Origin of the sequence: Paenibacillus sp. 7541, assembly GCF_002276395.1 — a bacterium.
Lineage (GTDB): Bacteria > Bacillota > Bacilli > Paenibacillales > Paenibacillaceae > Paenibacillus_AQ > Paenibacillus_AQ campinasensis.
Genome location: NZ_NQLZ01000016.1, coordinates 170,548 through 193,902 on the forward strand (window position 1 = coordinate 170,548; position 23,355 = coordinate 193,902).

Annotated in this window: 22 protein-coding genes and 1 pseudogene; 13 read left to right on the forward strand and 10 right to left on the reverse strand. The window is 49.2% G+C overall.

The features are described from left to right. Positions 1-16 precede the first annotated feature (16 nt). The 6 genes and pseudogenes from CHH75_RS11400 to CHH75_RS11425 all read right to left on the reverse strand — a co-directional run. Positions 17-1,183: an efflux RND transporter periplasmic adaptor subunit gene (locus CHH75_RS11400; RefSeq protein WP_095398175.1), complete on the reverse strand. Its 1,167-nt coding sequence runs from the start codon at positions 1,181-1,183 to the stop codon at positions 17-19. Positions 1,184-1,221: 38 nt separating this feature from the next. Further along, positions 1,222-2,052, reverse strand: coding sequence for a carbohydrate ABC transporter permease (locus CHH75_RS11405; RefSeq protein WP_095264754.1), 831 nt, complete (start codon positions 2,050-2,052; stop codon positions 1,222-1,224). 59 nt (positions 2,053-2,111) lie between these two features. After that, positions 2,112-3,020, reverse strand: coding sequence for a carbohydrate ABC transporter permease (locus CHH75_RS11410; RefSeq protein ID WP_155618014.1), 909 nt, complete (start codon positions 3,018-3,020; stop codon positions 2,112-2,114). Between the two features lie 101 nt (positions 3,021-3,121). Beyond that, positions 3,122-4,228 carry a sensor histidine kinase gene (locus CHH75_RS11415; RefSeq protein WP_095398176.1) on the reverse strand — a complete coding sequence of 369 codons (1,107 nt, stop codon included), beginning with the start codon at positions 4,226-4,228 and terminating at the stop codon, positions 3,122-3,124. Continuing rightward, positions 4,218-4,916, reverse strand: a complete 699-nt coding sequence (locus tag CHH75_RS11420) for a response regulator transcription factor (RefSeq protein ID WP_095264753.1) — start codon at positions 4,914-4,916, stop codon at positions 4,218-4,220. Before CHH75_RS11420 ends, CHH75_RS11415 begins: the two co-directional genes overlap by 11 nt. A gap of 238 nt (positions 4,917-5,154) precedes the next feature. Continuing rightward, positions 5,155-6,027, reverse strand: a pseudogene (locus tag CHH75_RS11425) (M15 family metallopeptidase); the annotation flags it as partial. Between the two features lie 404 nt (positions 6,028-6,431). Here CHH75_RS11425 and CHH75_RS11430 point away from each other — a divergent pair. The 8 genes from CHH75_RS11430 (at position 6,432) to CHH75_RS11465 (ending at position 14,139) form a co-directional block, all read left to right on the forward strand. Then, complete coding sequence (locus tag CHH75_RS11430) at positions 6,432-7,169, forward strand: HAD family hydrolase (RefSeq protein WP_176475529.1); 738 nt, start codon at positions 6,432-6,434, stop codon at positions 7,167-7,169. Then, a complete protein-coding gene (locus tag CHH75_RS11435; RefSeq protein ID WP_095398178.1) occupies positions 7,150-8,019 on the forward strand; it encodes a MurR/RpiR family transcriptional regulator in 870 nt (289 codons plus the stop codon). Before CHH75_RS11430 ends, CHH75_RS11435 begins: the two co-directional genes overlap by 20 nt. 41 nt (positions 8,020-8,060) lie before the next feature. Continuing rightward, on the forward strand, positions 8,061-9,644 hold the full coding sequence (locus tag CHH75_RS11440; RefSeq protein ID WP_095398179.1) for an ABC transporter substrate-binding protein: 1,584 nt from the start codon (positions 8,061-8,063) through the stop codon (positions 9,642-9,644). Between the two features lie 12 nt (positions 9,645-9,656). Then, the gene (locus tag CHH75_RS11445; RefSeq protein ID WP_176475530.1) at positions 9,657-10,619 is read left to right on the forward strand and encodes an ABC transporter permease; all 963 of its coding nucleotides are present in this window, start codon (positions 9,657-9,659) and stop codon (positions 10,617-10,619) included. Further along, positions 10,616-11,413, forward strand: a complete 798-nt coding sequence (locus tag CHH75_RS11450; protein ID WP_095264602.1) for an ABC transporter permease — start codon at positions 10,616-10,618, stop codon at positions 11,411-11,413. Before CHH75_RS11445 ends, CHH75_RS11450 begins: the two co-directional genes overlap by 4 nt. Further along, positions 11,413-12,483: an ABC transporter ATP-binding protein gene (locus CHH75_RS11455; protein ID WP_095264601.1), complete on the forward strand. Its 1,071-nt coding sequence runs from the start codon at positions 11,413-11,415 to the stop codon at positions 12,481-12,483. Before CHH75_RS11450 ends, CHH75_RS11455 begins: the two co-directional genes overlap by 1 nt. Beyond that, positions 12,458-13,249 (forward strand): ABC transporter ATP-binding protein, encoded by a 792-nt coding sequence (locus tag CHH75_RS11460; protein WP_095398180.1) that lies wholly within the window; start codon positions 12,458-12,460, stop codon positions 13,247-13,249. The genes CHH75_RS11455 and CHH75_RS11460 overlap by 26 nt, the downstream gene beginning before the upstream one ends. 155 nt (positions 13,250-13,404) lie before the next feature. Next, complete coding sequence (locus CHH75_RS11465) at positions 13,405-14,139, forward strand: MBL fold metallo-hydrolase (protein ID WP_095398181.1); 735 nt, start codon at positions 13,405-13,407, stop codon at positions 14,137-14,139. 141 nt (positions 14,140-14,280) lie between these two features. Here the strand turns inward: CHH75_RS11465 and CHH75_RS11470 are convergent, their stop codons facing one another. Further along, entirely contained in the window at positions 14,281-15,081 is an 801-nt protein-coding gene (locus tag CHH75_RS11470; RefSeq protein ID WP_095398182.1) for an SDR family NAD(P)-dependent oxidoreductase, read from the reverse strand. A 242-nt stretch (positions 15,082-15,323) separates the two neighbouring features. On the opposite strand from CHH75_RS11470, the gene CHH75_RS11475 reads away from it, so the two are divergent. Both CHH75_RS11475 and CHH75_RS11480 read left to right on the forward strand, forming a co-directional pair. Beyond that, positions 15,324-16,175: a helix-turn-helix transcriptional regulator gene (locus tag CHH75_RS11475; protein ID WP_255223018.1), complete on the forward strand. Its 852-nt coding sequence runs from the start codon at positions 15,324-15,326 to the stop codon at positions 16,173-16,175. 96 nt (positions 16,176-16,271) lie between these two features. Next, positions 16,272-17,144: an SDR family oxidoreductase gene (locus tag CHH75_RS11480; protein WP_095398184.1), complete on the forward strand. Its 873-nt coding sequence runs from the start codon at positions 16,272-16,274 to the stop codon at positions 17,142-17,144. A 240-nt stretch (positions 17,145-17,384) separates the two neighbouring features. Here the strand turns inward: CHH75_RS11480 and CHH75_RS11485 are convergent, their stop codons facing one another. The 3 genes from CHH75_RS11485 to CHH75_RS11495 form a co-directional block, all read right to left on the reverse strand. Further along, on the reverse strand, positions 17,385-18,308 hold the full coding sequence (locus tag CHH75_RS11485) for an alpha/beta hydrolase (RefSeq protein ID WP_095398185.1): 924 nt from the start codon (positions 18,306-18,308) through the stop codon (positions 17,385-17,387). Positions 18,309-18,889: 581 nt separating this feature from the next. Beyond that, a complete protein-coding gene (locus CHH75_RS11490) occupies positions 18,890-20,074 on the reverse strand; it encodes an MFS transporter (RefSeq protein ID WP_095264582.1) in 1,185 nt (394 codons plus the stop codon). A gap of 129 nt (positions 20,075-20,203) precedes the next feature. Beyond that, complete coding sequence (locus CHH75_RS11495; protein WP_095264581.1) at positions 20,204-20,506, reverse strand: ArsR/SmtB family transcription factor; 303 nt, start codon at positions 20,504-20,506, stop codon at positions 20,204-20,206. A gap of 587 nt (positions 20,507-21,093) precedes the next feature. Between CHH75_RS11495 and CHH75_RS11500 the strand changes: the two genes are divergently transcribed. Genes CHH75_RS11500 through CHH75_RS11510 form a run of 3 tightly spaced genes read left to right on the forward strand, consistent with a single transcriptional unit; the run spans position 21,094 to position 23,354 of the window. Then, positions 21,094-21,885: a ParA family protein gene (locus CHH75_RS11500; RefSeq protein ID WP_095398186.1), complete on the forward strand. Its 792-nt coding sequence runs from the start codon at positions 21,094-21,096 to the stop codon at positions 21,883-21,885. Continuing rightward, positions 21,875-22,924 (forward strand): ParB N-terminal domain-containing protein, encoded by a 1,050-nt coding sequence (locus CHH75_RS11505; protein WP_095398187.1) that lies wholly within the window; start codon positions 21,875-21,877, stop codon positions 22,922-22,924. The genes CHH75_RS11500 and CHH75_RS11505 overlap by 11 nt, the downstream gene beginning before the upstream one ends. Further along, positions 22,908-23,354 carry a DUF6075 family protein gene (locus tag CHH75_RS11510; protein ID WP_176475531.1) on the forward strand — a complete coding sequence of 149 codons (447 nt, stop codon included), beginning with the start codon at positions 22,908-22,910 and terminating at the stop codon, positions 23,352-23,354. The genes CHH75_RS11505 and CHH75_RS11510 overlap by 17 nt, the downstream gene beginning before the upstream one ends. Position 23,355 lies beyond the last annotated feature (1 nt).

The window sequence follows — 23,355 nt, forward strand, 5'->3', positions numbered from 1 at the left end:
TCGGATCGTTACTGCCTTATTGCAGGCGAACTCGGTTTCCATCCTGCAAAGGCTCACTGCTTTCCAGTATCACAAGATCGCCCTCATAGAGGCGATCGGATTGAATCACCGTTAGATTGTCATTCCTTTCAGTAGACTGAACATGCACTTTGCGGGCAACAAACTCATTTCCCAATGGACCTCTCTGCTCGTCGATTGTATATATAAACAGCCCGTCACGATCCCGATGAATGGCCTCGCCCGAAACGACCAGTCCTTCCAGGCGGGAGCGTTTCTCGATGTTGACCCATGCTTGCTCACCCCCTTTCAGTTCAGGATCGATGACCTTGATCCGAAGCAGCGTCCGAGGAACCGTTCGGGTCAAGTCCGCTACTTCTCCGAACTCGGATGTGCTCTCTATTCTCGGCTCAGCGTCCTTCATCTCGGTAATCGTACCCTCGATGATGCGGCGCTGTTGTTCCTGAACGGTGTGTATTTCAACCTCTGCCTTCGCTCCGACCATGATTCCCAATTGATTCAACAGCGCGGAGTCGGCCGGAATATCCAACCTATAGCCCTGACTGTTATTAGTGATCACAACATCCGCTTCTCCCGATGATGCCATTCCTTCGATGGCATTCAATTGTGTTACGATGCCGTCGAACGGTGCGGTCAGTTCTTGTCCGCTTCTCAAATCGTCTCTCAGCTGGTTGATTTTTCGTTCCTGCATTTCCAGATCAAGCTTAAGCGATTCAATTGCCCGTTCTGTGCTGCGAATGCCAAGCTCATCCTCTTCCCATGTCGATTGAATGAACTGATCATGTAGATTTTCCAGCTCTATATTCATCTTCTTCAAGTTGACGATTTCATTATCTAATTCTCGTTGGGCGGCTTTGCTGTCGTACTCAATAAGCCTTTGTCCCTTCTTCACGAGGTCTCCTTCATTGACCACAATCTTTCGAACGCTCCAGCCGGCGGGATTCGTTAAACGCTCTTCGGTGATCGGCTGCAACATGCCACTGCCCTCGACCGTAAACATAAGACTCCCGTTTGCCAGCGCCTCCGTTCTCACTTTCGGCAAAGTCAAGGATTGGAGTGTGTTGCTGAAAAACGTAAGGAATACGAGCACTCCCATAAAGATCATGGACACGATTTGAATCATTCGTTTGCGATTTCGATCATCCTGCCTGTTTACGAACTCCATATCCGCTCGTTCTCCTCCTAATCACTTTCTCATTTAAATCAGCCCTTGATGCCGGACAATTGAACACCTTTAATGAAATAGGTTTCCGCATACAAAAATAACAGCACCATCGGAGTCATGTAGAGCACGGACGCGGCGAAGGCAATCCCCGGTTCATCATTGATTCTCGATAAATACACGGATAGCGGCTGTCTGAATGGATCGTCCAAAAAAATGAGAGGCTGCTCCACCATGTTCCAATAATCGACAAATAAGAGAACAACAAGCGAGGCCAAACCCGATTTCACCATGGGGACGATGATGGTGAAGAAAATCCGCAAATGGCCTGCTCCGTCAATCTTCGCCGCTTCGATGTAGGCATACGGAATATGCAGCATGAATTGCCGCAGCATAAATACACCGAAAGCTGAGAAAATGCCGGGCCATATAATGGCACTGGCACTATGCAACAATCCCAACTTGTCCGCCATAATGTAGTTCGGTACGAGTGTCACCTGAAACGGCATGAGCATCGTTATGACATAGACAAGAAACCACTGGTCCCGACCGGGGAACCTCAGTTTGGAGAATGCATAAGCGGCAAGCGCCGCTACCAGGATTTGTCCTGCAATGATCGGTACCACTAAAAATACCGAATTCCAGAACATCTTCAGATATCTCGGGCTGCCTATCAGGACTTTCCCATACTGCTCCATGGTTACTTGGTCCGGCAGCAATTTTAGATTCGCAAAAGCATTTTTATCCCTTGATGCCGGTTCATTCATCTGCCCGATGGGCCCATAATTTATTGCGATCTCCTGTGCTGTCATGAACGAATTGATGAACGTAATTACAATCGGAAATAAGAATAGAACCGCAACTGTGACCATGAGGACCGTAAGTCCGATTTTTTTGCAATACCTAAAAACAATGTTCAATGACTCCACCTCTATTCCATGAACTGCCGATATCGGCGTTCAAGCGCAAACAATCCCATGACGATCAGAAGAATACAACTGGCCATGATCGTCGCGGCGGCAGTCAGCTTCTGAATATCCAATGACGTGAACATGTTGTTCATATAATGCTGCATCATGTAGATACTGTCATGCGGATAATCACCCGCGATCAAATACGTTTCCCGAAATACTTTGAACGAGTTCATGATCGACAGGATAACAACAAAGAACATCGTCGGTGTGAGATAGACAAGGGTTATGCTGCGGAACTGTCGCAAACGCCCCGCTCCTTCCATTTGGGCGGTTTCATAGTAATCCTTCGGTATTAGCTGCAACCCTGCCAAAAATAAAATGACGTTATAGCCGATGTTCTTCCATAAATACACAACAATGATGACGTACCGGGCTGCCTCGGTCTTCATCCAGTCCACGCGGTGCATTCCGAAGCCACTCATCCATGCGTTCACAGATCCGTTCCAATCAAACAGCATCTGCCAGATGAACACAATCGAGGCGACGGGAACGACAAGCGGCAGAACATAGGCGGTCCGCAACCATTTTCGCAGATATAGGTTCGAATTCAGCATCCATGCCAGACCTAACGATAGTACGAGATTAAGCGGAACACTCACCGCGCTGAAATAAAGCGTATTGAATGCCGCCTTACGGAAGGAGCCGCTGGCAAACAATTCGCGGTAATTGTCCCATCCCGTAAAATGGCGATCTAACGAGCTGTCCGCAAAGGAATAGAACACTCCCATAACAAACGGAATCAGGTAGAACAGTGCGAATCCGACCGCGCTCGGTGCAAGAAATAACCATGCAACTGGTGCATCCTTGCGCATCCAGTTCATGATCTTCGTGACAGCGCCAACAAGCGCAAAAACCCACTTATTCATTCTCAGTTTCCTCCATCTATCCATATCTCTAGAATGGCGAAGACTGTTTAAAGAATAAGTGGGGTAAAAATAAAGTTTTTATTAAATGATGGATATTCTAGTTAACCAGATTCTGAAGGTAAGAATTGCGGGAGATGGACTTCAAAGAGCGTACGAATGGAGTCGCTTTGAGCCGAGATCGCGCCTTGATGCTGCTCTACAATATTCTTCACAATGAACAGGCCGATGCCTGAGCTGCCCTCCCGTTGCGTCCGCGCTTTATCGCCCGTGTAAAACATATCGAAGATATACGGAAGCTCTTCCGGGGGAATGCTGTGACCATAATTGATCACCTGGACTACTGCATTTTCCGAATCCGGACGGCATTGAATATCGATATATCGGCCGTCTTTGCCATAGCGGATCGCGTTCGTCAGAAGATTCTCAAATACGCGCGCCAACAACTCTCCGTCTCCCCAAATCATCACATGCGGAGCCACATGCAATCGGGTAGTCAAGCTGTTTTTTTCTAATGCAGGGTATAGCTCTTCATTTAATTGGATGAGCAGCTCGCTAAGATCGATGGGTTGTTTGTCCATCTTCAGCTTGCCGTAATTCATGCGGGCGATTTCAAACAGCTCGTCCACTAACTTCTCCAGCCGTTGCGACTTGGAAAAAGCAATGCCCGTATAGTGCTTGATTTGTTCCGGTGTCAGCTTTTCTCCCTGAAGAATGAAGTCCAGGTAGCCCAAAACGGAAGTAAGTGGCGTGCGCAAATCATGTGCCAAATTCAACACCAATTGTTCTTTGCTGTTCTCCGCAAAGTCCCCCCTCTCCAGCGCTTGCTGCAACTTTTCACTTGCCAGATTAATATCACGTGCAATGTCTTCGAACTCGTCATTAGAACGAATGTTTATTTTACTGTTGAAATCGCCGTTGGCCAACAGGTTGATCCCTCGTGATATCTCCTGAAAATAAAGCGAATACCGTTTCGTAAGGAGAAAGAAGAAATAAAATGAGAGGGGTATAAAAATAATCAAAAAAACGTTGAGGTCCCCGACTTCTCTCATGAAGTAACGGAATTTCGTCAACGGATCTTCAAACCTCGTTGTGTGATAATAGAACTGGAGAACCTTATAAATCAGAAAGGTGATCGTACCGGAGCAAAGTAAGCTTAAGACAAATAGCTGAATCATTTTAAACCGGAAACTTCGGATCTTATTCGCCATTGAACGTATATCCCACTCCCCAGACCGTCTTGATCCATTGGTTTTTATGCCTGTCTTCCTTGAGCTTCTTCCGCAATGTTCGTATATGCACCATAACTGTGTTACCGCCTTCGTAATAGGTCTCTCCCCATACATGTTCAAAAATATTTTCAGAGCTGAAGACCTTCTTGGGGTGGCTCGCCAACAGGTACAATATATCAAACTCTTTAGGGGTCAGTTCAATGGGAGTATTATACAGGAAAACCGTTCGTTGTTCGGGATTGATGACCAGGCCACGCGCTTCCAAAACGGATGTGTTGGATGAAGCCGATGGATTAAACTGCGTCGCGCGTCGCAATTGCGCATTTACGCGGGCGACCAGTTCCATCGGGTTGAACGGTTTGGTCACATAATCGTCCGCTCCTCTGACGAGTCCTGTAATTTTATCGAGATCGGTCGCTTTAGCGCTTAAAAAAATAATAGGCAAATGGTGGTGCTCCCGGATCAATTCCGTCGCTTCGTAGCCATCCAGATTGGGCATCATAATATCGAGAATCGCCAAATCGACCGACTGCGTCCGAATGACCTGAACAGCCTCTAGCCCGTCAGAAACTTTGATGCAGCGATAGCCCTCTTTAATTAAATGCAGTTCAATCAAGTCCGCAATTTCCCGCTCGTCGTCCGCTATTAAAATGGTGCTCGGTTTCATCATCCACCTCAGGCAAATAAAGATAATAATTTCTATATTGTATCAGATTTCCCACGACACAGGCGTATCCGGTTTCTCACCCGTCCTCTGGAGCCGCACTCGACGGCTTCTGAACTTGCGGCTTCTCGTCCGCCGGAACCGTATCGGCCGGATTTTCAACCGCCGGAACGGTGTCCGCTGGAGATTCATCTGTGGAAGCATCCTTGTTCAGGTCCTCGTTTGTTGAGGCATCGTCCTCACCGGAATATACCGTCACAATTAATCCGTCTATATTGTTGCCTGAAATCTCATAGTGAAGATTCACCGGCACCCGGATCGTTGTATCCTCGATGATAGGATAGTAATCAATTGTATATTTTTGGCGGTTTACAGTGATCGTCATGGACTTCTGTTCTCTCAAATAATCCAAGTATTCCTCCAGCACAAAATGGTTCTCATACATAATAGCGCTGTGTGGCAAACCGACATAGCGAAAGTGCCACGGTTCAAACTGTATACCCGTGATGGCTGTTTTGTCCTCCGGGTAACGCAAAACAAAACCGTATCTCCAGGCGTTGTCCATCAACCACTTGCCTTCGGCGGCGTATTCCATCTTCCCTTCCGTTGACCCAATATCCAGCGCCAATCCGAGATTGTGCTCGCTGTAGCCTCCTGGCAGCGCGTAGTCAGGGCCCATTTCCTCGTATAGCTCGGTTTGTTTCTTCTTGTCCCGATAGCCGCTGGTAATCATAAACCGGTTAACGTCGTCTTTTTGTGCCGCCTTAGTCATTGTTGAAAATTTTTGTACCAAGAAGGGCGTCAACCGGATCGAATTATCCAGCAGTACGAAGCCGTTTATCAGCTCCGGATGTTTAGACAAATTCACTGCATCGGACGCTTCAGCCACCGGTGACACAGGATGATCCTTATTGACCAATACCAAATTTCCTTTGTAGACCTGATCCTTTGTTACCTGAATTGAATGCATGTTCGTTCTATCGTTCCCATCCTGCACTTGGTGGTTTTCTTCCGACAATTTCTCGTTATCGGTTTTCTCCTTATACTGAATAACGCCATAGCTTAGAATTAATAGTATTACAAGCGCAACAACCCCATACAGCCGTTTCTTCATACTCCGTTATCTCCTTACCCTTCATTCACTTTAGAATAAGGAACAATATTTAAAAAGAAATGGGGGTAAATATAAATTTTTTCTTAAAACGAGATGAGCAACCCACCGAGCCGCTCCTATTCATCAGCACCGCCCTCGGGAATGACTCAGCTGGAATTTCGCTCACGAAGCTTCATAGATGAACTGTCGTACTTCGCTTGATAATCCGTCGTAAACAAGAAACCCGCCTCGACTGATTCTTTACAAAAGCTTATTCCCCTATTAACTCTCCCCTTACATATGGCCGGTACAATGGTTTTGTAATGAAATATTTCAAATGATCCATTTCTGAAATTCTCATTACAACAAGTTGTTTGATTAGAAAAAGCTTGGCCGAGCTTTCTATCCACCAAAGGAGTGAGCATGTGAATTGGAGCAACAAAACCATCATCGCTTTTGACCTGGGTTACACGTTGGTTACCAATGATCGAGTAAAGCATTATCACCAATATTTGAAGGAAAAGAACATCGATATGAACGTCAGTGAAGTGGAACAAGCTTTCCATCTCATTGACAAGAAGTTTATGCGCGAGTATCCGAAAGTGATCTCTACCGGCTGGAATGCGTATTTCCCTTGGTTCCTCGGGCTTGTCAATTTCCACTTAAAGCTGACTTTCGACCTGGTGGAGCAATGTGATTTCATCAAGCAAGCGGCGGTCAAGCAAGGCCCGCCATTCTGGAAGCCGTTCCCGTGGACGTTCGAAGTGTTGGCGGCATTGCAGGCAAGATCGTATCAGCTCGCTCTGCTGTCCAATTGGGATCACAGCGCGCGTCCCATCCTCGGAAAGCTGGGGCTGACGGATTATTTTGAAACGATCATTATCTCTGACGAATTCGGCTGCGAGAAACCGGACGTGGAAATATTCCGCGAACTGCTGCGGCAGACCGGCAGTCCACCGGAGAACATCTTATATGTGGGCGACAATTATTACGATGACGCTGTCGGCGCGCTGCAGGCCGGGATTGATACGGTCATTCTGAACCCTTACGAGCGGATCGGGATCGAAGAAACAGATCATCCGCATGTGGTGAACAGCATCCGTGACCTGCTGACACTTTTGCCAGCCCGGGAGGAAGAAGGACATGTCCACCAGCATCGGTAATCTTTCTGCGGACAACCATGTCAAAGCCAGAATTGATCGGCAGTTTGAGAACATGAGCCCGGCTCTGCAAAAGGCGGCAGCGTGGCTGCGCAAAAACACGTACAAGGCCGTGTTCATGTCGATCAAGGACATCGCGCTTGCGGCGGAAGTGAGTGACGCGACAGTACACCGGCTCTGCTCGGTATTAGGCTACTCCGGCTTTAATGAACTGAAGAAGGACCTCAAGGCGGATGAACTCTCGCTTCGAACGCTCAGAAGATTGGAGAAGAATCTTGAGGCACCTCCCTCTTCCTTCATGCAAAAAGCCATCGAGATCGAGCTGCAGAACCTTCAGCAGACCTTCACACCCGAGCTGGAGTCATCGCTTCACGAAGCAGCCGATATGCTGATCAGCGCGCGCAGAGTCTATGTTGTCGGGTGGCGCATGACATTATCCGTCGCTCATTCACTGTACTACCAGCTCCATCTTGTGTTTGGCAATGCGGTGCTCATTCCATCGGCAACGGAGATCACCGAGCATCTGGCATTTATCGGGGAAGACGATGTGCTGCTGGCCATGCATTTCCCCCGCTATTCACGCATCATTACCCAAACTGTCGACGAAGCCAAGGAACTTGGAGCCCGCTGCATTATAATGACCGATTCGCCGCTGGCCCCCTCATTCTCCCGAAGCGATGCGGCCCTGGTCGCCGCAACCGACTCGCCCGGATTTCTGGATTCATATGTAACACCGCTGCTCATCAGCCAATTGCTCATTCAGCTTATCGCGTTGAAACAGCCGGACCAGATCAAGGCCCAGCTGCGCAAACAGGAGCAATTGTTCGAAGATTTCGGTATGTTCCGCCCATAAGGAAAAAGCCAAACGAACGTAATCACAAGGAGGATATGGACATGAAACGTAATCTGAGGATGATGCTGTTCATCACTTTGTTAACCTTGGCTGGATTGATTACAGCCTGCGGCACTGGCGACACCAACAACAACGCATCGGGTGGCAATAACCCCGTCACGAGCAACAATGGCGCTTCTTCCGATTCCTCGAACAATGATAACAGCAGCAGCGGAAGTCAAAGCGGAGGCAGTCTCGTCTATGCGATGGCCAACGATGTGGACGGGCTTGACCCGCAGCGCACCGTATCCGCCTCCACTTTCCTCGTCACGCATAATTTGTTCGAAACGCTGATCTCCGTCACGCCGGAAGGCGAACTCGTTCCCCAGCTCGCCACTTCCTGGGAGCCGTCCGAAGACGAGCTGGAATGGACGTTTCAGCTGCGGGACGACGCGCAGTTCCATAATGGACATGTCATGAACGCAGAAGACGTCATTCGCTCGTTTGAACGTCTGAGAGCGGCGGACAGCCCAAGAGCAGGCGAATATGCCAACATTGCGGACATTCGTGCCAATGGCGATCATGAACTTGTATTCACGCTGGCGAGCGCTGACGCCACGTTCCTGTCGCAATTAGCCAATCCTTGGTCTGCGATCGTGCTCGAGCAAGACGGCGATGTGATCGGAACCGGGCCGTTCAAGCTTGTACGTTACGAACCTCAGCAATATATTGATCTTGTCAAAAATGAATCCTATTACGAGGAAGGCAAACCGTACCTGGATGAAGCACGGCTCATGATCATCCCTAACGCAACAACGCTGCTCGCCAATTTACAGTCGGGCACAGTGCATATCGGCGGCATCACCGGAGCGCAGCTGCCACAGGTCGAACAGCTGAGCCATCTTAAAACCCAAGGCGCTGCAAACAACAGTGTACAGCTCATGGCGATGAACAATGACCGCGAGCCGCTGAATGATGTGCGCGTCCGGCAAGCGATTGCCCTCGCCGTGAACAAGCAGGATGTCATCGATGGGGCAACATGGGGCTTTGGCACACCGCTTGGCAGTCATCTGCCGCCGCTAAGCAGCTATTTCGTGGACACGCTGGATGTTCTTCCTTATAACGTGGATCAGGCCAAAGAACTGCTGGCCGAAGCCGGTTACGTTGATGGGCTCAAACTAACGCTTTCTCTGCCGGAAGGTTACGACACGCATATCAATGCCGGTCAGATTATCGCTGACCAATTGTCCCGCGTTGGCATCGAACTGGAGATTGAAATTGTGGAATGGGGAACGTGGCTTGAAGATATTTATGCAGGACGCAACTATGATCTGACCGTCATCAGTCATACGGGCCGCCTTGATCCGCATGCGTTCCTGAGCCGCTACCTGTCCGACTCGAGTGAGAACTACTTCAATTATGTGAACGAAGAAGTTGATCAGGCCCTTCTCGAAGCTGCTGTCACTTCCGATGTTCAGAAGCGTGAGGAGCTGTACTCGTTCATCCAACAAACGCTCGCGGAAGAAGTGCCCGCACTCTACCTGCAATCGATGGAAGGCATCACCGCTCTGCATGAATCGGTGCAGCAGTACGAATCCTTCCCGATCGGCATCATCAACTTAAAAGACGTATATCTTGACCAGTAAAGGATGTCATCCATGAGCTATCTAGCACAGCGTCTGTTAATTGCAATACTGCTTGTCTTTCTTGTATCATTCGCTTCCTTTGCTGTTCTGATGCTCTTGCCTGGTGATCCTGTACGGCTCATGCTCGGTACCGAAGCTCCTCCTCATCTTGTCGAGGAGCTTCGTGCCCAGTACGGGCTGGACCGCCCTTGGCTGCTCCAGTATGCCGATTGGCTTGCCGGCGCCGTAAGCGGCAATCTGGGCGAATCGTTCATCTATAAGATGCCTGTCACGCAAATTATCGTAGACCGGCTGCCTATGACCTTGTCCTTGACGATCTTCGCCTCACTCATGGCGCTTCTGATCGCCCTTCCGCTGGGCATATGGGCTGCCGTTAAACGCGGCAGCTGGGTAGACGGGTTCATCCAGGCAGTTGTACAGATATGGATCGCCATTCCTAACTTTTGGCTTGGCATCTTGTTATTGCTCGGTTTCACAGTCATGATTCCCTTGTTCCCGCCGGGCAACTTCGTTCCCATATCCGAAGGGCTTGGAGCGCATCTTCATTCGCTGTTCTTGCCCGCGCTAACACTGGCGATCGCAGAAGCAGCCGTATTGATCCGGATGTTCCGCGCTTCCCTCGTGGAGGTTCTCAATAAAGACTTCATGACCTTCGCTCACACCAAGGGGCTGCCGACCCGGAAGAAATATATCCGCTATGCGCTGCGCAATAGCTTGATCGGACCGATAACCGTCATCGGGCTGCAGGTGATGAGCCTCATCAGCGGTGTCATCATTATCGAACAAATATTCAATCTGCCCGGACTCGGACGTTTGCTGCTCATCGCGGTTCAGCAGCGCGACTTGTTTTTGTTGCAAGGATTGGTGATCTTCATTACCGTTACCGTCATTCTTGTCAACTTGTGCGTGGATCTTCTGTACACGAGGATCGACCCGCGCATTCAATTACACGCTACAAAAAGGAGAACAACATGAAAACACTCATTACAGGAACCGTGATGCTGAGTGTCATTGTCATCATGCTGCTCATCTCCTGGATTGACCTTCCGAGCGACCCGAATGCGATGAACATCGCGAACCGGTTCGCCCCGCCAAGCGGCGAGCATTGGCTCGGCACCGACCAATACGGACGAGACATCCTCAGCCGGCTTCTGCTGGCCTCGCAAAGCGCTTTGACAGTATCTCTCGGCGGAGTGGGCAGCGGAATGCTGATCGGCTGCATACTGGGAGCTGTTGCCGGCTACATGAAAGGGCTGATTGGCAGTGTCATCATGAGAGCGATGGATGTTCTGTTTGCCTTTCCGAACCTGCTGCTTGCCTTGATGCTGGTTACCGTGCTCGGCACGGGCCAAGTCAACGTCCTGCTCGCGATTGCCGTGTTCAGCGTCCCGTCCTTTGCCCGGCTCATGTACGGTTTTGTGCTTGAAGCCCAGTCGTACGGTTATATCAAAGCCGCGAGATCATACAATGCAGGCCATGCTGTAATTCTGTTCCGCCATCTGATTCCGGCAGCGCTCCCGCGAATTGGCGTTCAGATGTCCCTGGCACTTGGCTCTGGTATTTTGACCGAGACAGCTCTCTCCTTCCTCGGACTCGGTGTCCAGCCGCCGCATCCAAGCTGGGGAGGCATGCTGAATGAAGCGCAAAGCTTCATGTACCTGGCTCCTGCATATCCGCTTATTCCGGGCTTTGTCATCTTCCTGGCGGTCGCCGGATTTAACCTTCTCGGAGACGGAATTGCGGCACGCCATAAGGAGGCGGTATCATAATGTTGGAAATTCAAGATCTTAGTCTTGAGCTGTATGTCGATAAGACGTGGAAGCCGGCACTTCGTCCGTTAACCTTTCGCCTGGAGCCGGGAGAGATTACTGGCATTATCGGCGAATCGGGATCCGGCAAATCACTGCTTGCCAAAGCGCTGATGAACATCCTGCCAGCCAGAGCACGCGTCGCTTCAGGCTCTATCCGCCTACACGGCACAGAGCTGCTGTCGCTGCCCCGGCATCGCTTTCGCAGTGTATACGGGCGGCAATTGGCTTATATATTCCAGAATCCGGCCGGTGCGCTCAATCCGTTAATGCGCATCGGGGATCAGCTGCTGGATGCTCTGCTGGCGCATGAAGAGGTGCCCAGAAAAGAAGCGGTCCGGCGGGCATTGAAGGCGCTGGAAGAGGTAGGGATCAGCGACCCGGAACGGGTATTTCGAGCATATCCGCATGAGATCAGTGGCGGTATGAAGCAGCGGGCAGTTATTGCTTGCGCAGTCATCCATGAACCGGACCTGCTGATTGCCGACGAGGCAACCACCGCGCTGGACGCTACCATTCGTAAGCAAATACTGGATCTGTTCCTGGTGCTCAGCAAGAAAAAACGCATGTCGATTCTATACATCAGCCACGATATCGCCGCTGTACAATATGTAGCGGATAAGATCATGGTGCTGTACGGAGGCATGCTGCTTGAAACGGGCGCGCGCGGTGATGTGCTTGATCGTCCGCTCCATCCTTACACCGCCGATCTGCTCCAAGCCGTTCCTTATCATGTCAAGCCTGGCACGAAGCTGGCCGGCATACCCGGGAATGTGCCTCCCATTACCGCCAAACCGCCCGGATGCATATATGCTCCGCGCTGCGGTTATGCAACCGAGCGCTGCAAGGAGGATCTCCCGCCGATGGTGGTAGCCGAAGATCCAAGCACAGCAGCTGATAAGATTCCGCATACCCATGCATGCTTCCATCCGCTGCTCCGGGACAGTCTGGGCAAAGAAACTCATCTGAACACAAATCCATCTTCTCCGGAAGGGAGAGAACGCTATGTCCAGCAACCCGCCGCTCATTGAAGTAAAGGGGCTGAGTAAATCGTTCGCATTGCCAAGACCCGTATTGTGGAAGCCGGCGCAAGCACTGCAAGTGCTGCGGGATATCCATCTTACGATCCAGGAAGGCGAGATTGTTGGGCTCGTTGGTGAAAGCGGAAGCGGTAAATCGACGCTGGGAGAGTGTATCGGCGGTCTGCAAACTGCGCCGCCTGGCACGATCAAGTTCCGCGGGACATCGCTCGAACAGCTGCAAGGTGCTGGCCTCAAGGAATATCAGCGCAGCGTACAGTATGTGTTCCAGGATCCTGTTGAAACGCTCAATCCAAGGTATACCGTCGAGCAGATCATTGCCGAACCGATCCGCGCTGCCGGCTTGATCAAACAGCCGAAAGATATCCGCGAAGCCGTGGAGCAGCTATTGCAAGACGTGGGATTAGACGCCGCCTACATGAAGTCGCGCCCAGGCCAGCTTAGCGGCGGACAATGCCAGCGAGTCGCTATCGCCCGCGCGCTGTCCACAAAGCCTGCGCTGCTCATATGCGATGAAGCCGTATCCGCTTTGGATTTGTCCGTACAGGCCACCATTCTTAACCTGCTTGGTGAACTGCGGCGCAAGTATCGTATCAGCCAGCTGTTTATCTCTCATGATTTACATGTCGTCAAATATCTGGCGGACCGTGTCGCCGTCATCCATCAGGGCACCATCGTTGAGTCCGGCCATACCGAGCATGTCTTTAAACACCCGGAACATGCCTACACGCAATCATTGATCTCAAGCGCACTATAGTAAGGTGCAGCGGTTTGATAGCCTGAATATGATTCAATGGTCGATCGGCCGCCGTCCCGCAGCGAAACACCCATGCCGGGAACTGCGCGGTGCGATAAACCGTAGACGCATCGATGCAGGAGTGCAAATTTTATATTTTCTTGGAGGAACGAATAATGAAACTTACCGTTATTGGACACTGGGGCGCCTTTCCACCGGCGAACGGTGCAACCTCATCCTATCTGCTGGAAGAAGGAGACTTCTCTCTCCTTATCGACTGCGGAAGCGGCTGCTTATCCAGCCTGCAGAACTACATCCCGCTACAACGGTTGGACGCATTGATCGTTTCCCATTACCATCACGATCATAAAGCCGATATTGGCTGCTTACAATATGGCATGCTGATTCAGTCCCAACTGGGACATCGCACCGGTACTTTCCCCATCTATGGCCACAGCCAGGATGCTGATGAATTCTCGTCTCTCACCTTCCGGGGATATACGGAAGGCCATGCCATCAGTCCGGAACATCACACGGTTATCGGGCCTTGGGAGGTATCTTTCTGTCCGACTACGCATCCTGCCTATTGCTTGGCGATGCGTTTCACCATCGGGAATAAATCCCTGGTTTACACGGCGGATACCCACTGGACCGATGATCTTGTGGATTTTGCCCGCCATTGTGATCTTCTGCTATGTGAAGCCTCTGTACTGGATGACAATGTCGCTCAAAGCTCCGGCCATATGACTCCGGAAATGGCAGGTCAACTGGCCGCACAGTCCGGCGCTGCTTCGCTGGTCCTCACCCACCTGCCTCAGTACGCACCCGGTGAAGTGTTGGTAGAACGAGCTCGCCAAGTGTACTCCGGCAGCATTCAACTTGCCTCCAGCGGTCTTCAACTGGAGCTATAACCAAGCGTAATCAAGTCATAACGATGAATACTCCGCCCCTTCTCTTCCCTTGAGGAACTAAAGGGGCGTTTGTGCTTGAATAGAAAGTTCTTCGGGTTGTAAATGACACCTGATCTTCTGTCTGGTCAATCTCTTTACTCGCTATCCGTGCCTTTTGGGCCTTGACATGCGTTCCATGATCAAGGCTACCCTGCGCCTGCTCAAAAATCGAATCATTTGAGCCATAAAGTAATTGTTACGACCATCAATGATGTAACTTCGTCCCTGGTCAATCCCGCGAAATCCGGCCTGTACAACCTTCTCCGGGGTCGAGAGCTTTTGGCCCGCCCCCATTTCCTCACTGCCGACCGCATCGAAAAACCCCGTCTCGGTTGCACCTGGACACAGTGCGAGCACGCGAACGCCTCTCCCGCGCGTTTCCGCCCATAGTGCCTCAGAGAAGGACAATACAAATGCTTTGGTAGCCCCATAAACGGCCGAATAAGCACAAGGCATGAACGCCGCCATCGATGCCACGTTAACGATGACTCCGTCCTTTCGCCTCAGCATATCGGGCAGCAACCGATGCGTAAGATCGACTAACGCAGCCGTGTTCAGCATGATCTCCTCCTGCTCGCGCTCCGGGTCTATTTCTTCGAAACGGCCATAGGTGCCAACGCCTGCGTTGTTGATGAGAATATCCACGGACAAGCCCAGTTCGGAAATTTGTTCGGCCAGTTGGCGCGGGGCGTTCGCTTTGGACAAATCGCAAGCGAGTGCATAAGCCTGTACGCCATACTGGCGGTTGATTTCCCTAGCCATTAACTCCAGTTTGTCCTTGGAGCGCGCTACCAGAACGACATGACAGCCTTGTGCCGCCAGTTCGTTGGCATACGCTTTTCCAATTCCGGATGAAGCACCGGTGACTACTGCTAGCTTGTTTCGATAAGTATACCTGTTCAAGAAAAAAACCTCCTATTTAGCACGTCTCTGACATAAACTATCTTCATCGTACTGCGATAGGCATGGGTTAACCACATCATGTTTATACTATTAGCGGGATTAATAGCCTCAGTACTCGTTATGGTTCTCTTTTGTAGAAACGGCATTCAGCAGACTATAATATGTATAGAATGCTTATCGTCTATTGGGTTAATAGCGATATCTATCTTCCATATGATTAAATAGAGGTGACCCACTTGAAAATGAATAATTCCTCATCCGCATTAGGCGACTTCCTTAAATCTCGCAGAGAACGGTTGCAACCTTCAGAGGTCGGGATTCAGCCGCTGCCCGGACGAAGACGCACGCCGGGACTTCGAAGAGAAGAAGTCTCTTATCTTGCCAATATAAGCGTGACTTACTATGCCTGGCTGGAGCAAGGCAAGGAGGTTAATCCTTCGCCGGAAGTGCTGCTAAGTATCAGCAAAGCGCTTCAGCTTGACGAAGACGAGCAGAAGCATCTATTCGATCTGGGCAATGTAGATGTGGCGAGCGTCGGCGTCACAGTGCCAAATAACGGAGGGCCGGATACGGGAGTTCTGCAGAAAATCGTAAATCAACTGCATTATCCTTCTTTTATCACAGACGAAGGTACGGATGTTATCGTCTGGAATCGGGCGGCTGAACTGATCGTAGCCGATTTCGGCAGTCTGCCGGACAACGAACGGAATATGATGGACATTATGTTTTTAAAGCCTGATTACCGCAACAGACTGGTGAATTGGGAAGGCGCTGCCCGTTACGCTGTGGCCGTTCTGCGGGCAAGCTTCGATCTTTACAAGAACAACCCGTTATATATGGAAAGGTTTGAACGCTTGAAGCGGGAAAGCATGGAGTTCGTACATTTCTGGGAGCTATATGAAATCAAACAAAAACGCGTAGCCACTGCTTTATTCCGCGTTCCTGACGCGCAGGAGATGGAGTTCGAGCTCCATTCCGCGGCTGTAATCGATAATGACCCGGGACTGCACTGGTGTTTCTTTGTTCCGGTGCCCGGTTCAGGCACGGAGGAGAGATTATTGCGTTTACTCGAGCAGGACAGGCAGCTACCGTAGACTGTTACTCCTATTAATAGAATAGACGTGCTGTGGCTAGCACCCTCCAGTTGTTTGTATGATTCAGTAGAAGACAACGATTGGAGGGTATTTATCATGCAAACATGGTTCATTACAGGAGCGTCAGGAGGCTTGGCTTCAAGTATAACTCGCCGGTTGCTGGATAGAGGGGACCGTGTAGCGGCAACGGTACGTAAGCCAGGGGTGCTGGATGATCTGCAGGCACAGTATGGCTCTAGGCTATGGCAGGCTAATTTAGATCTGACAAACTCTCAGCAAATTGCTGAAGTTGTGGAACGTGCATTTTCAGAACTGGGCACGATCGATGTGTTTGTCAATAATGCAGCCTATGGCTTGTATGGGGCAGTGGAAGAAGCAAGCGACAAGCAAATTGAACACCAGTTTATGACCAATGTGCTTGGCTCCCTGCGTGCAGCACGTGCAGCCCTGCCCTTTTTCCGCAAGCAGGGTGGCGGTCACATCGTACAGATTTCGAGTATGGCGGGGCATTATTCGATTCCGGGTATGGGACTGTATTGCTCTTCGAAATGGGCGGTCGAAGGAGCCTTTGAAGCGCTAGCTAAGGAAGTGGCTCCGTTCAATATTAAGACCACGATGGTGGAGCCCGGCGGAATCCGAACGAATTTCATTATAAGCAACGCCGTATTCGGCGAGCGGATGGACGAATACCGGGACACGGAGGCGGGCCAATTCGTTAGCCTGATGAAGGGAGAACTGCCTGGTATAGATATGAGCATGTTCAATCAAATGGTTGTCGGCGACCCGGATAAAATGGCGCAGCAGATTATCCGACGTGTTGACCAGGGAGAGGGTCCGATACGTATGGCGTTGGGCAGTGACGCCTATGAGAAGATCCGGGAAGCCCTGCTGGACAGACTGGCCGCTCTGGAAGCACAGAAAGAGCTGGCTTACTCCACTGATTCAGATGATGTGGTAAAACAAGTTTAAAGGACACCAAAGAATTCGACATCCACGGCAACTGATATATGCTCCTCTGAAGTAGCCGGTTTATTTATTTAACCTGCTTACTTCAAGGGGAGCATTTTTAAAACTTGCCGTTACTTATGATATAGTTCTCCGTTTCACCTATAGAACAAAATGAAAAGACATCCGCGCGGATGTTTTGATTCATGCTGAATGAGACTTCTGATTGCCCTCCTATACTAAAGGTTACAAAAGTTATTTACTTTAATTAAATTCCATTTTAACAAAGTCAATAAGCTTGGACTTTAAGGCATCACCGTGCTCTCCTCTATGGTACATATCTGTTCCGTGATAGCCACTCTCATCCACAATTAGTTCTTTATCCGTTGCTCCGGATGCTTGATATAATTTACGCACTTCTTGTTCAATTGAGCCTCCATAATCGCCAGGTGAAAAAACAAACATGGACGGTGCTTTAATCTTCTCAACGCTCGGAATGGAATCAAGGGGCCCGCATTGTGCAGGAGAAGAAAGAATAATCAGCCCCTCAATAGGCAACGCCTGACGAACGCCTGCAATGATTGCTGTACTACCGCCACATGATGCTCCCGCCAAAAACACTCTTTTTGCACCCAATCGTTCGAGTTCACTTAAGGCAGCATCTGCATCACGATCTATATTCTGATTATCCTCCGGAAAATTCTGTGAGGCACCATGATTACGATATTCAGGAATAACAACCAGATACCCACTGTCAGCCAGTTCAGTTCCCATGTCAAGAAAAGAGCAAATGTTATAACCTTGCTCGTGTGCAAGCAGGACTCCTTTATCTCCGCTGCCAAGCACAAGTGCAGACAGATACACCCCATCACTGGTTGTTAATGTAGTTGCTTTATTACGCAGCTCATCCGGAACACAACTATTCACAAGATGCCCGTTAGAAGACTTCACTGAACGATCCGGCCAGGCAGGATCATATTCAACCGGTGGGTTTGGGGGTATGTTCTTCTTTTCGGCAACTGGTGTTTCAGGTACAGCATTTTCTACAGGTTTCGTATGTTGAGGTTGATCAGATAGAGCTTGATTTTCATTTGAAGATATCGGCATTGATGTGGTGCATCCTGTAATCGTTACTAATAAAATGAGCAATACAAATACCATTTTTGTTCCTTTAGAAAATACGTTCATTGATTTTTTACACCTCCAACTATTACTGAAATTATAAGTGATTATTGAGCTCACCTACAAATCGGAAGACAGATGCACTAAGTAATATAAGGAGTGGCAGTTGATCTCGGAAGGAACCTCCTCCCAGGTCTGCCCCTATCTTTAAGAAGGACGAACGTCATATTGGATGTCATCCAGATTAGGCGGTATTTTCATTTCTGAGAAAGAAGGTACTTTACGCTCCGTTTCGTTCCGCAGCTGCAGACCGGCGATGCAGGGATAATGAAATAATAGCCGGCATGAGTCCAGTGGTAACAGAAGCTCCGCCAAGAGAACCAACGGATGCAAGCGAGATGCTTTCTATAACGATGCCTCCGATTACGGCCCCCCCCCCCCATAGCCATGTCCAACTGCACAATGCCGTGAGCGTGAGGCAACTGAATCATATCGAGGGAGCTTAACAACCTGACTTGGTCTATGAATCGAATGTCCTCGTGTCGTTTAGTTGTCATGCATCATCTCCCGAAGCCAGGAGATGATGCATTTTAGTCATTTGCAGACAGGTGCAATTTCAATTCATTTAATGGACACCTGTTTGGACTTTATCTCAGGGCGTTTTCGACCTTGTCTGCCGGCACCATTCGCACCTTCAAGAACGATACCACCACGATCGCAATAGCGACTCCAACCATCCCGACCCATGTAATTGATGACAGAGACACCCGGCCGACCATGACGCCTCCGATTGCTGCTCCCGCAGCCATAGACAACTGCATCATGGATTGGTTCAGGCTCAGCATGATTCCAGAATAATTCGGTTCAATCCGAACCAGATTGACTTGTTGCGTTGGACCGGAGGTCCATGCCGCAAACGACCACAAGATCAGGAGGATGACAATCGGCAGCCACGAGTGCGTATAGGTAACGGCTAGAGAGAGAAGCAGCAGCGCTATGACGTGCAAGAGCATTCCCCCTGACAGTGTCGGGAATACCCCCCATTTATCCGTACTGAAACCGCCAAATTTGGATCCGAGCAGGCTGGCGATACCGAAAGCCAACAGCACTCCGCTCAGCATCCCTTCTTTCAATCCGGCAATGTCAAGTAGATACGGCGAAATGTACGTGTAGGCGATCGAGTATCCGCCGAGCCAGAAAAAAGTAATCGCAAGCCCTAGCGCTACGTTTCCGTTTTTCAAGAAGGCAAGTTGCTTGGATAACGGCATCGGTTTATCCCCTTGAACTCGAGGGATGATGGCGTACAGAACGAACATAGCCACCAGACCGGCCAGTGCCAATATACCAAAAACCGCTTTCCATCCGAGTTGTGCTGCAACGATACGACCAAGAGGCACGCCGATAATCAAGGAAGCCGTAAAGCCCATCACCACAGTAGCAATCGCGCTGGCTTGTTTGCCTGGTGCGGCAATTTTCGCGGCGATGTCCAAAGCGGTTACTACAACCATTCCCGCGCCTAAAGCCATGATGACGCGAGCTGCAAGAAACGATGCATAGCCCGGCAACACAAATGATAGTACATTCCCAATTACGAAGATACCTAGCGCCAAAACAAGCAGTTTATGTCTTTCCACTTTAGCAGTCAAAGCCATAAGGATCGGGGTGCCAATGGCGTATACAAAGGAAAAAATCGTGACTAACTGCCCCGCAGAAGTAACGGAAATCCCCATTGAATCCGAGATCTTATCCAAGATGCCGGAAATAACATACTCGGATGTACCCACCAAAAAAGTAACTAAAGCCAATAAATAGATCTTCCACGTGTTAAACAAAGCATTCACTTCTCCTTCTTTGTTGTTTTAATAGTTACCGATATGAGTTTTTATAATATATTTATATATCGCGATATGTAGATATGTTAGTCCAAAAAAACTGAATACGTTTGAGGTATTCAGTCATGATTAGAGTTTTTGATTCAAGAAAGCAGCCAACTCGCTTATCTTTTCTTCGTCTCGTTTGTAGTACGTATATTTACCAATTCGTTCGGTTCGAATCAGTCCGGCCCGTTGCAGTATGGACAAGTACTGCGAAGCGGTTGACTGTGTCATATTCAACTTATCCGTAACCTGACTAACGCACACCCCGATTGTCCTCATATCCACTCCTTCATGGGGCACAAAATGTTTTTCGGGCTCTTTGAGCCACTGTAAAATCTGCAGCCTCGATTCGTTGGACAACGCCTTGAACACTTCAATTGGATCCATATTTCATATTATATCGATACTTTCCGATATGTCAATATAATCGTTACTGATATTCCCGAACAACAAAGTCGAGCCGCTCCTTAACGTCTGCGTTCTTTTCTCGCCGAACGGCACGGTCGTTCAAAACATTGTAAGTGAGGTGCAAAAATAGCAAAAGCAACTCACTATACAAATCGTGAAAGGGCACTAAGATTGGGCTAGCTGTAATACTATGAACCAGGTCGTAAAAATATAAAAAAGCCCATTAGAATCATCTAATGAGCTTTCTTCTTGTTAGTAATACCGGTGAGAGGACTCGAACCTCCACGGGTCTCCCCACTCGATTTTGAGTCGCACATGCTATTCGGAATATAGCAGAACCTAAGTCAAAGAAGAGGAATCTAAAACCCGCGAAAAGCCTTGTAGAATCAAGGTTTTTCGCGGGTTTTTTCGTTAAATTCAAGCGCCGCAAGGCCTCCCGACAACGTCCCAAAATGAAGCCATTTTGGGACGTTGGGGAGAACTCGGAGAGAACGACAACAGAACCAGCCCGCTCCCTACCATTGACAAATTAACATGAAGCAATTGCTTCAGGGAGGATAAATGAAATGACCAAAACAACGGTGATCACCATCGCCAATCAGAAAGGTGGTACAGGTAAAACCACTACCGCCTATAATCTGGCTTACGTCTTATCTAATGAAGGAAAAAAAGTGCTGCTGGTCGATTTTGACCCGCAAGGCAATCTGACCATGTGCTTTGGGATTGAGCAGCCAGATAAACTCCAGTTTTCGATGTTCAATGTGATGAATGCTATGATGACGGACGAGCCGCTGCCATCGCCCGAAGAGTACATTCATTCGCATGGCAACATCGACCTGATTCCTAGCAACATTGAATTATCCGTTGCTGAAATTAACCTGCGCGATGAGATAGGTGGCGAAAAAACACTAGCCTCTCTGCTGGAACCCATGAAACCCAAGTACGACTATATTATTATCGATACCAACCCCTCGCTTGGCTTGCTGACCATCAATGCACTTGCGGCAAGCGATAGCGTATTGATTCCAGTGAATCCACAGCTATGGTCTGCAACAGGTTTAACCCAATTGCTCAAGATCATCGTAAAGGTAAAGAAGCGAATCAATCCGCGAATCAGTATTGAAGGCATCTTGATGACCATGTGCGATACCCGCACCAACCTGTATAAGGAAGCATTTCGTCTAGTGAAAGTGTATTATCGTGAAACCTTCCGTGTGTTCAATATCCAAATTCCTCATTCCGTCAAGGTCGGGGAAGCCAACTTTTACAGCCAGAGCATTATTGAATTTCATCCGAAATCGAAGGTCGCAGTAGCTTATCAGGATTTAGCCAAGGAGTTGATGGCGAGTGGCAACTAAACGCCCCGTTCCCAAGCTGGCCAGCATCGACGAATTGCTGCTTCTATCAGAACAACCACAGGAAACCTCCGACCCAAAAGGAGGTATGCAAACTATTCCGATAAATAAAATAAGATTTTTCAAAGATCATCCGTTTCGCTTATATGAGGGCGAACGGCTGACGGATATGGCGAACAGCATTGAGAGCAACGGTATCCTCGTGCCGGTCATCATCCGCAGAATCGAGACGGATGAGAATAGCTGTGACTTCGAGATGCTTGCTGGACATAACCGGATGAATGCAGCACTGCTCGTCGGTCTGGAGCATTTGCCCGCCATCGTAAAGGAAAATCTCACAGATGAAGAAGCACTCATGTATGTAGTGGAGACGAACGTGCTTCAGCGCTCATTTAGCGAAATGCTTCCATCTGAAAAATCCAAGGTGCTGTCTCTTCGTTACTCCGATATGTTCTCCCAAGGGAAGCGCAACGACATTATCGACGAACTTAAAAAGCTGGAAAACCCGCAGTATGACAAGGAAAGCTCAACTTCTGCCCTAATAGGGCACAAGTTAAATAGTAGAGAAATTGTAGCCGCTGAATACGGATTATCTAAAAATACGGTTGCCCGATTATTGCGAATTGACCATTTAATAGTTGAGTTAAAAAGACGTGTTGATGATGGGGAAATTGGCATCTATCCGGCAGTCAGCCTCTCGTATATACCGGAGACCGAGCAAAGCTTCGTTGAAGAAGTTCTCACTCGAAACGAGTATAAAGTGGACATGAAGAAAGCCGATTTGTTGCGTTCTTATTCCGGCAAGCTTACCACCGAGCAAGCTGCAAAAATCTTATCCGGCGAAGCCACTCGCAAGCCGCGCAGCAAGTCCCCTACTCCCTTTAAGCTCAAGCATAAAGTCTATGCCAAATATTTTTCGCCTGGTGCCAAAGCATGCGAGGTAGAGGAGATTATCGACAAAGCGCTGGACATGTATTTCTCTCATCAACGTCAGCAACCCAATCAAGAACCGAAGGAGGATGACCATGATTACAAAGTTTAAAGACCTTGAACATCATCAATTTTATGAAGGCATGATTCGCATGACGCACAGCCATACCGACCCGTATCGCCAAGCGCTGTTTTATCTGCTGGGCCTGACGGAACAAACCCGTTCCCATGTTCGTGACCTGTACGATTTCGATGAAAACAGCATACGCCTGGAAGGCTTGAATAAAGGCTGGCAAACCAGTTCCAGCATCAAATTAACCCGCTTGGCGTTCAATTTGTACAACGGCTATGCCGGGGATGATGATCGAGACGCCGCCCGAAACTACAGCCCGTACTTTTTGTTCGATACCCATCTCTTACCATACTTCTTTGAAGCTGCCAAATTGCGCTATTCCGAATATGCCAACTTGCACGCCTATGATTATATGGAGGTTCCTACTGTCGTAGCGGACAACCGCGTGGATTACGACTTGGAGCATTAAT

Coding starts and splice junctions, on each gene's coding strand:
- CHH75_RS11400 (WP_095398175.1), bottom strand. CDS start 1,183: ATGGAGTTCGTAAACAGGCAGGATGATCGAAATCGCAAACGAATGATT.
- CHH75_RS11405 (WP_095264754.1), bottom strand. CDS start 2,052: ATGGTCACAGTTGCGGTTCTATTCTTATTTCCGATTGTAATTACGTTC.
- CHH75_RS11410 (WP_155618014.1), bottom strand. CDS start 3,020: ATGAATAAGTGGGTTTTTGCGCTTGTTGGCGCTGTCACGAAGATCATG.
- CHH75_RS11415 (WP_095398176.1), bottom strand. CDS start 4,228: ATGGCGAATAAGATCCGAAGTTTCCGGTTTAAAATGATTCAGCTATTT.
- CHH75_RS11420 (WP_095264753.1), bottom strand. CDS start 4,916: ATGAAACCGAGCACCATTTTAATAGCGGACGACGAGCGGGAAATTGCG.
- CHH75_RS11435 (WP_095398178.1), top strand. CDS start 7,150: ATGTCCACCAGCATCGGTAATCTTTCTGCGGACAACCATGTCAAAGCC.
- CHH75_RS11440 (WP_095398179.1), top strand. CDS start 8,061: ATGAAACGTAATCTGAGGATGATGCTGTTCATCACTTTGTTAACCTTG.
- CHH75_RS11445 (WP_176475530.1), top strand. CDS start 9,657: ATGAGCTATCTAGCACAGCGTCTGTTAATTGCAATACTGCTTGTCTTT.
- CHH75_RS11450 (WP_095264602.1), top strand. CDS start 10,616: ATGAAAACACTCATTACAGGAACCGTGATGCTGAGTGTCATTGTCATC.
- CHH75_RS11455 (WP_095264601.1), top strand. CDS start 11,413: ATGTTGGAAATTCAAGATCTTAGTCTTGAGCTGTATGTCGATAAGACG.
- CHH75_RS11460 (WP_095398180.1), top strand. CDS start 12,458: ATGTCCAGCAACCCGCCGCTCATTGAAGTAAAGGGGCTGAGTAAATCG.
- CHH75_RS11465 (WP_095398181.1), top strand. CDS start 13,405: ATGAAACTTACCGTTATTGGACACTGGGGCGCCTTTCCACCGGCGAAC.
- CHH75_RS11475 (WP_255223018.1), top strand. CDS start 15,324: ATGAATAATTCCTCATCCGCATTAGGCGACTTCCTTAAATCTCGCAGA.
- CHH75_RS11480 (WP_095398184.1), top strand. CDS start 16,272: ATGCAAACATGGTTCATTACAGGAGCGTCAGGAGGCTTGGCTTCAAGT.
- CHH75_RS11485 (WP_095398185.1), bottom strand. CDS start 18,308: ATGAACGTATTTTCTAAAGGAACAAAAATGGTATTTGTATTGCTCATT.
- CHH75_RS11495 (WP_095264581.1), bottom strand. CDS start 20,506: ATGGATCCAATTGAAGTGTTCAAGGCGTTGTCCAACGAATCGAGGCTG.
- CHH75_RS11500 (WP_095398186.1), top strand. CDS start 21,094: ATGACCAAAACAACGGTGATCACCATCGCCAATCAGAAAGGTGGTACA.
- CHH75_RS11510 (WP_176475531.1), top strand. CDS start 22,908: ATGATTACAAAGTTTAAAGACCTTGAACATCATCAATTTTATGAAGGC.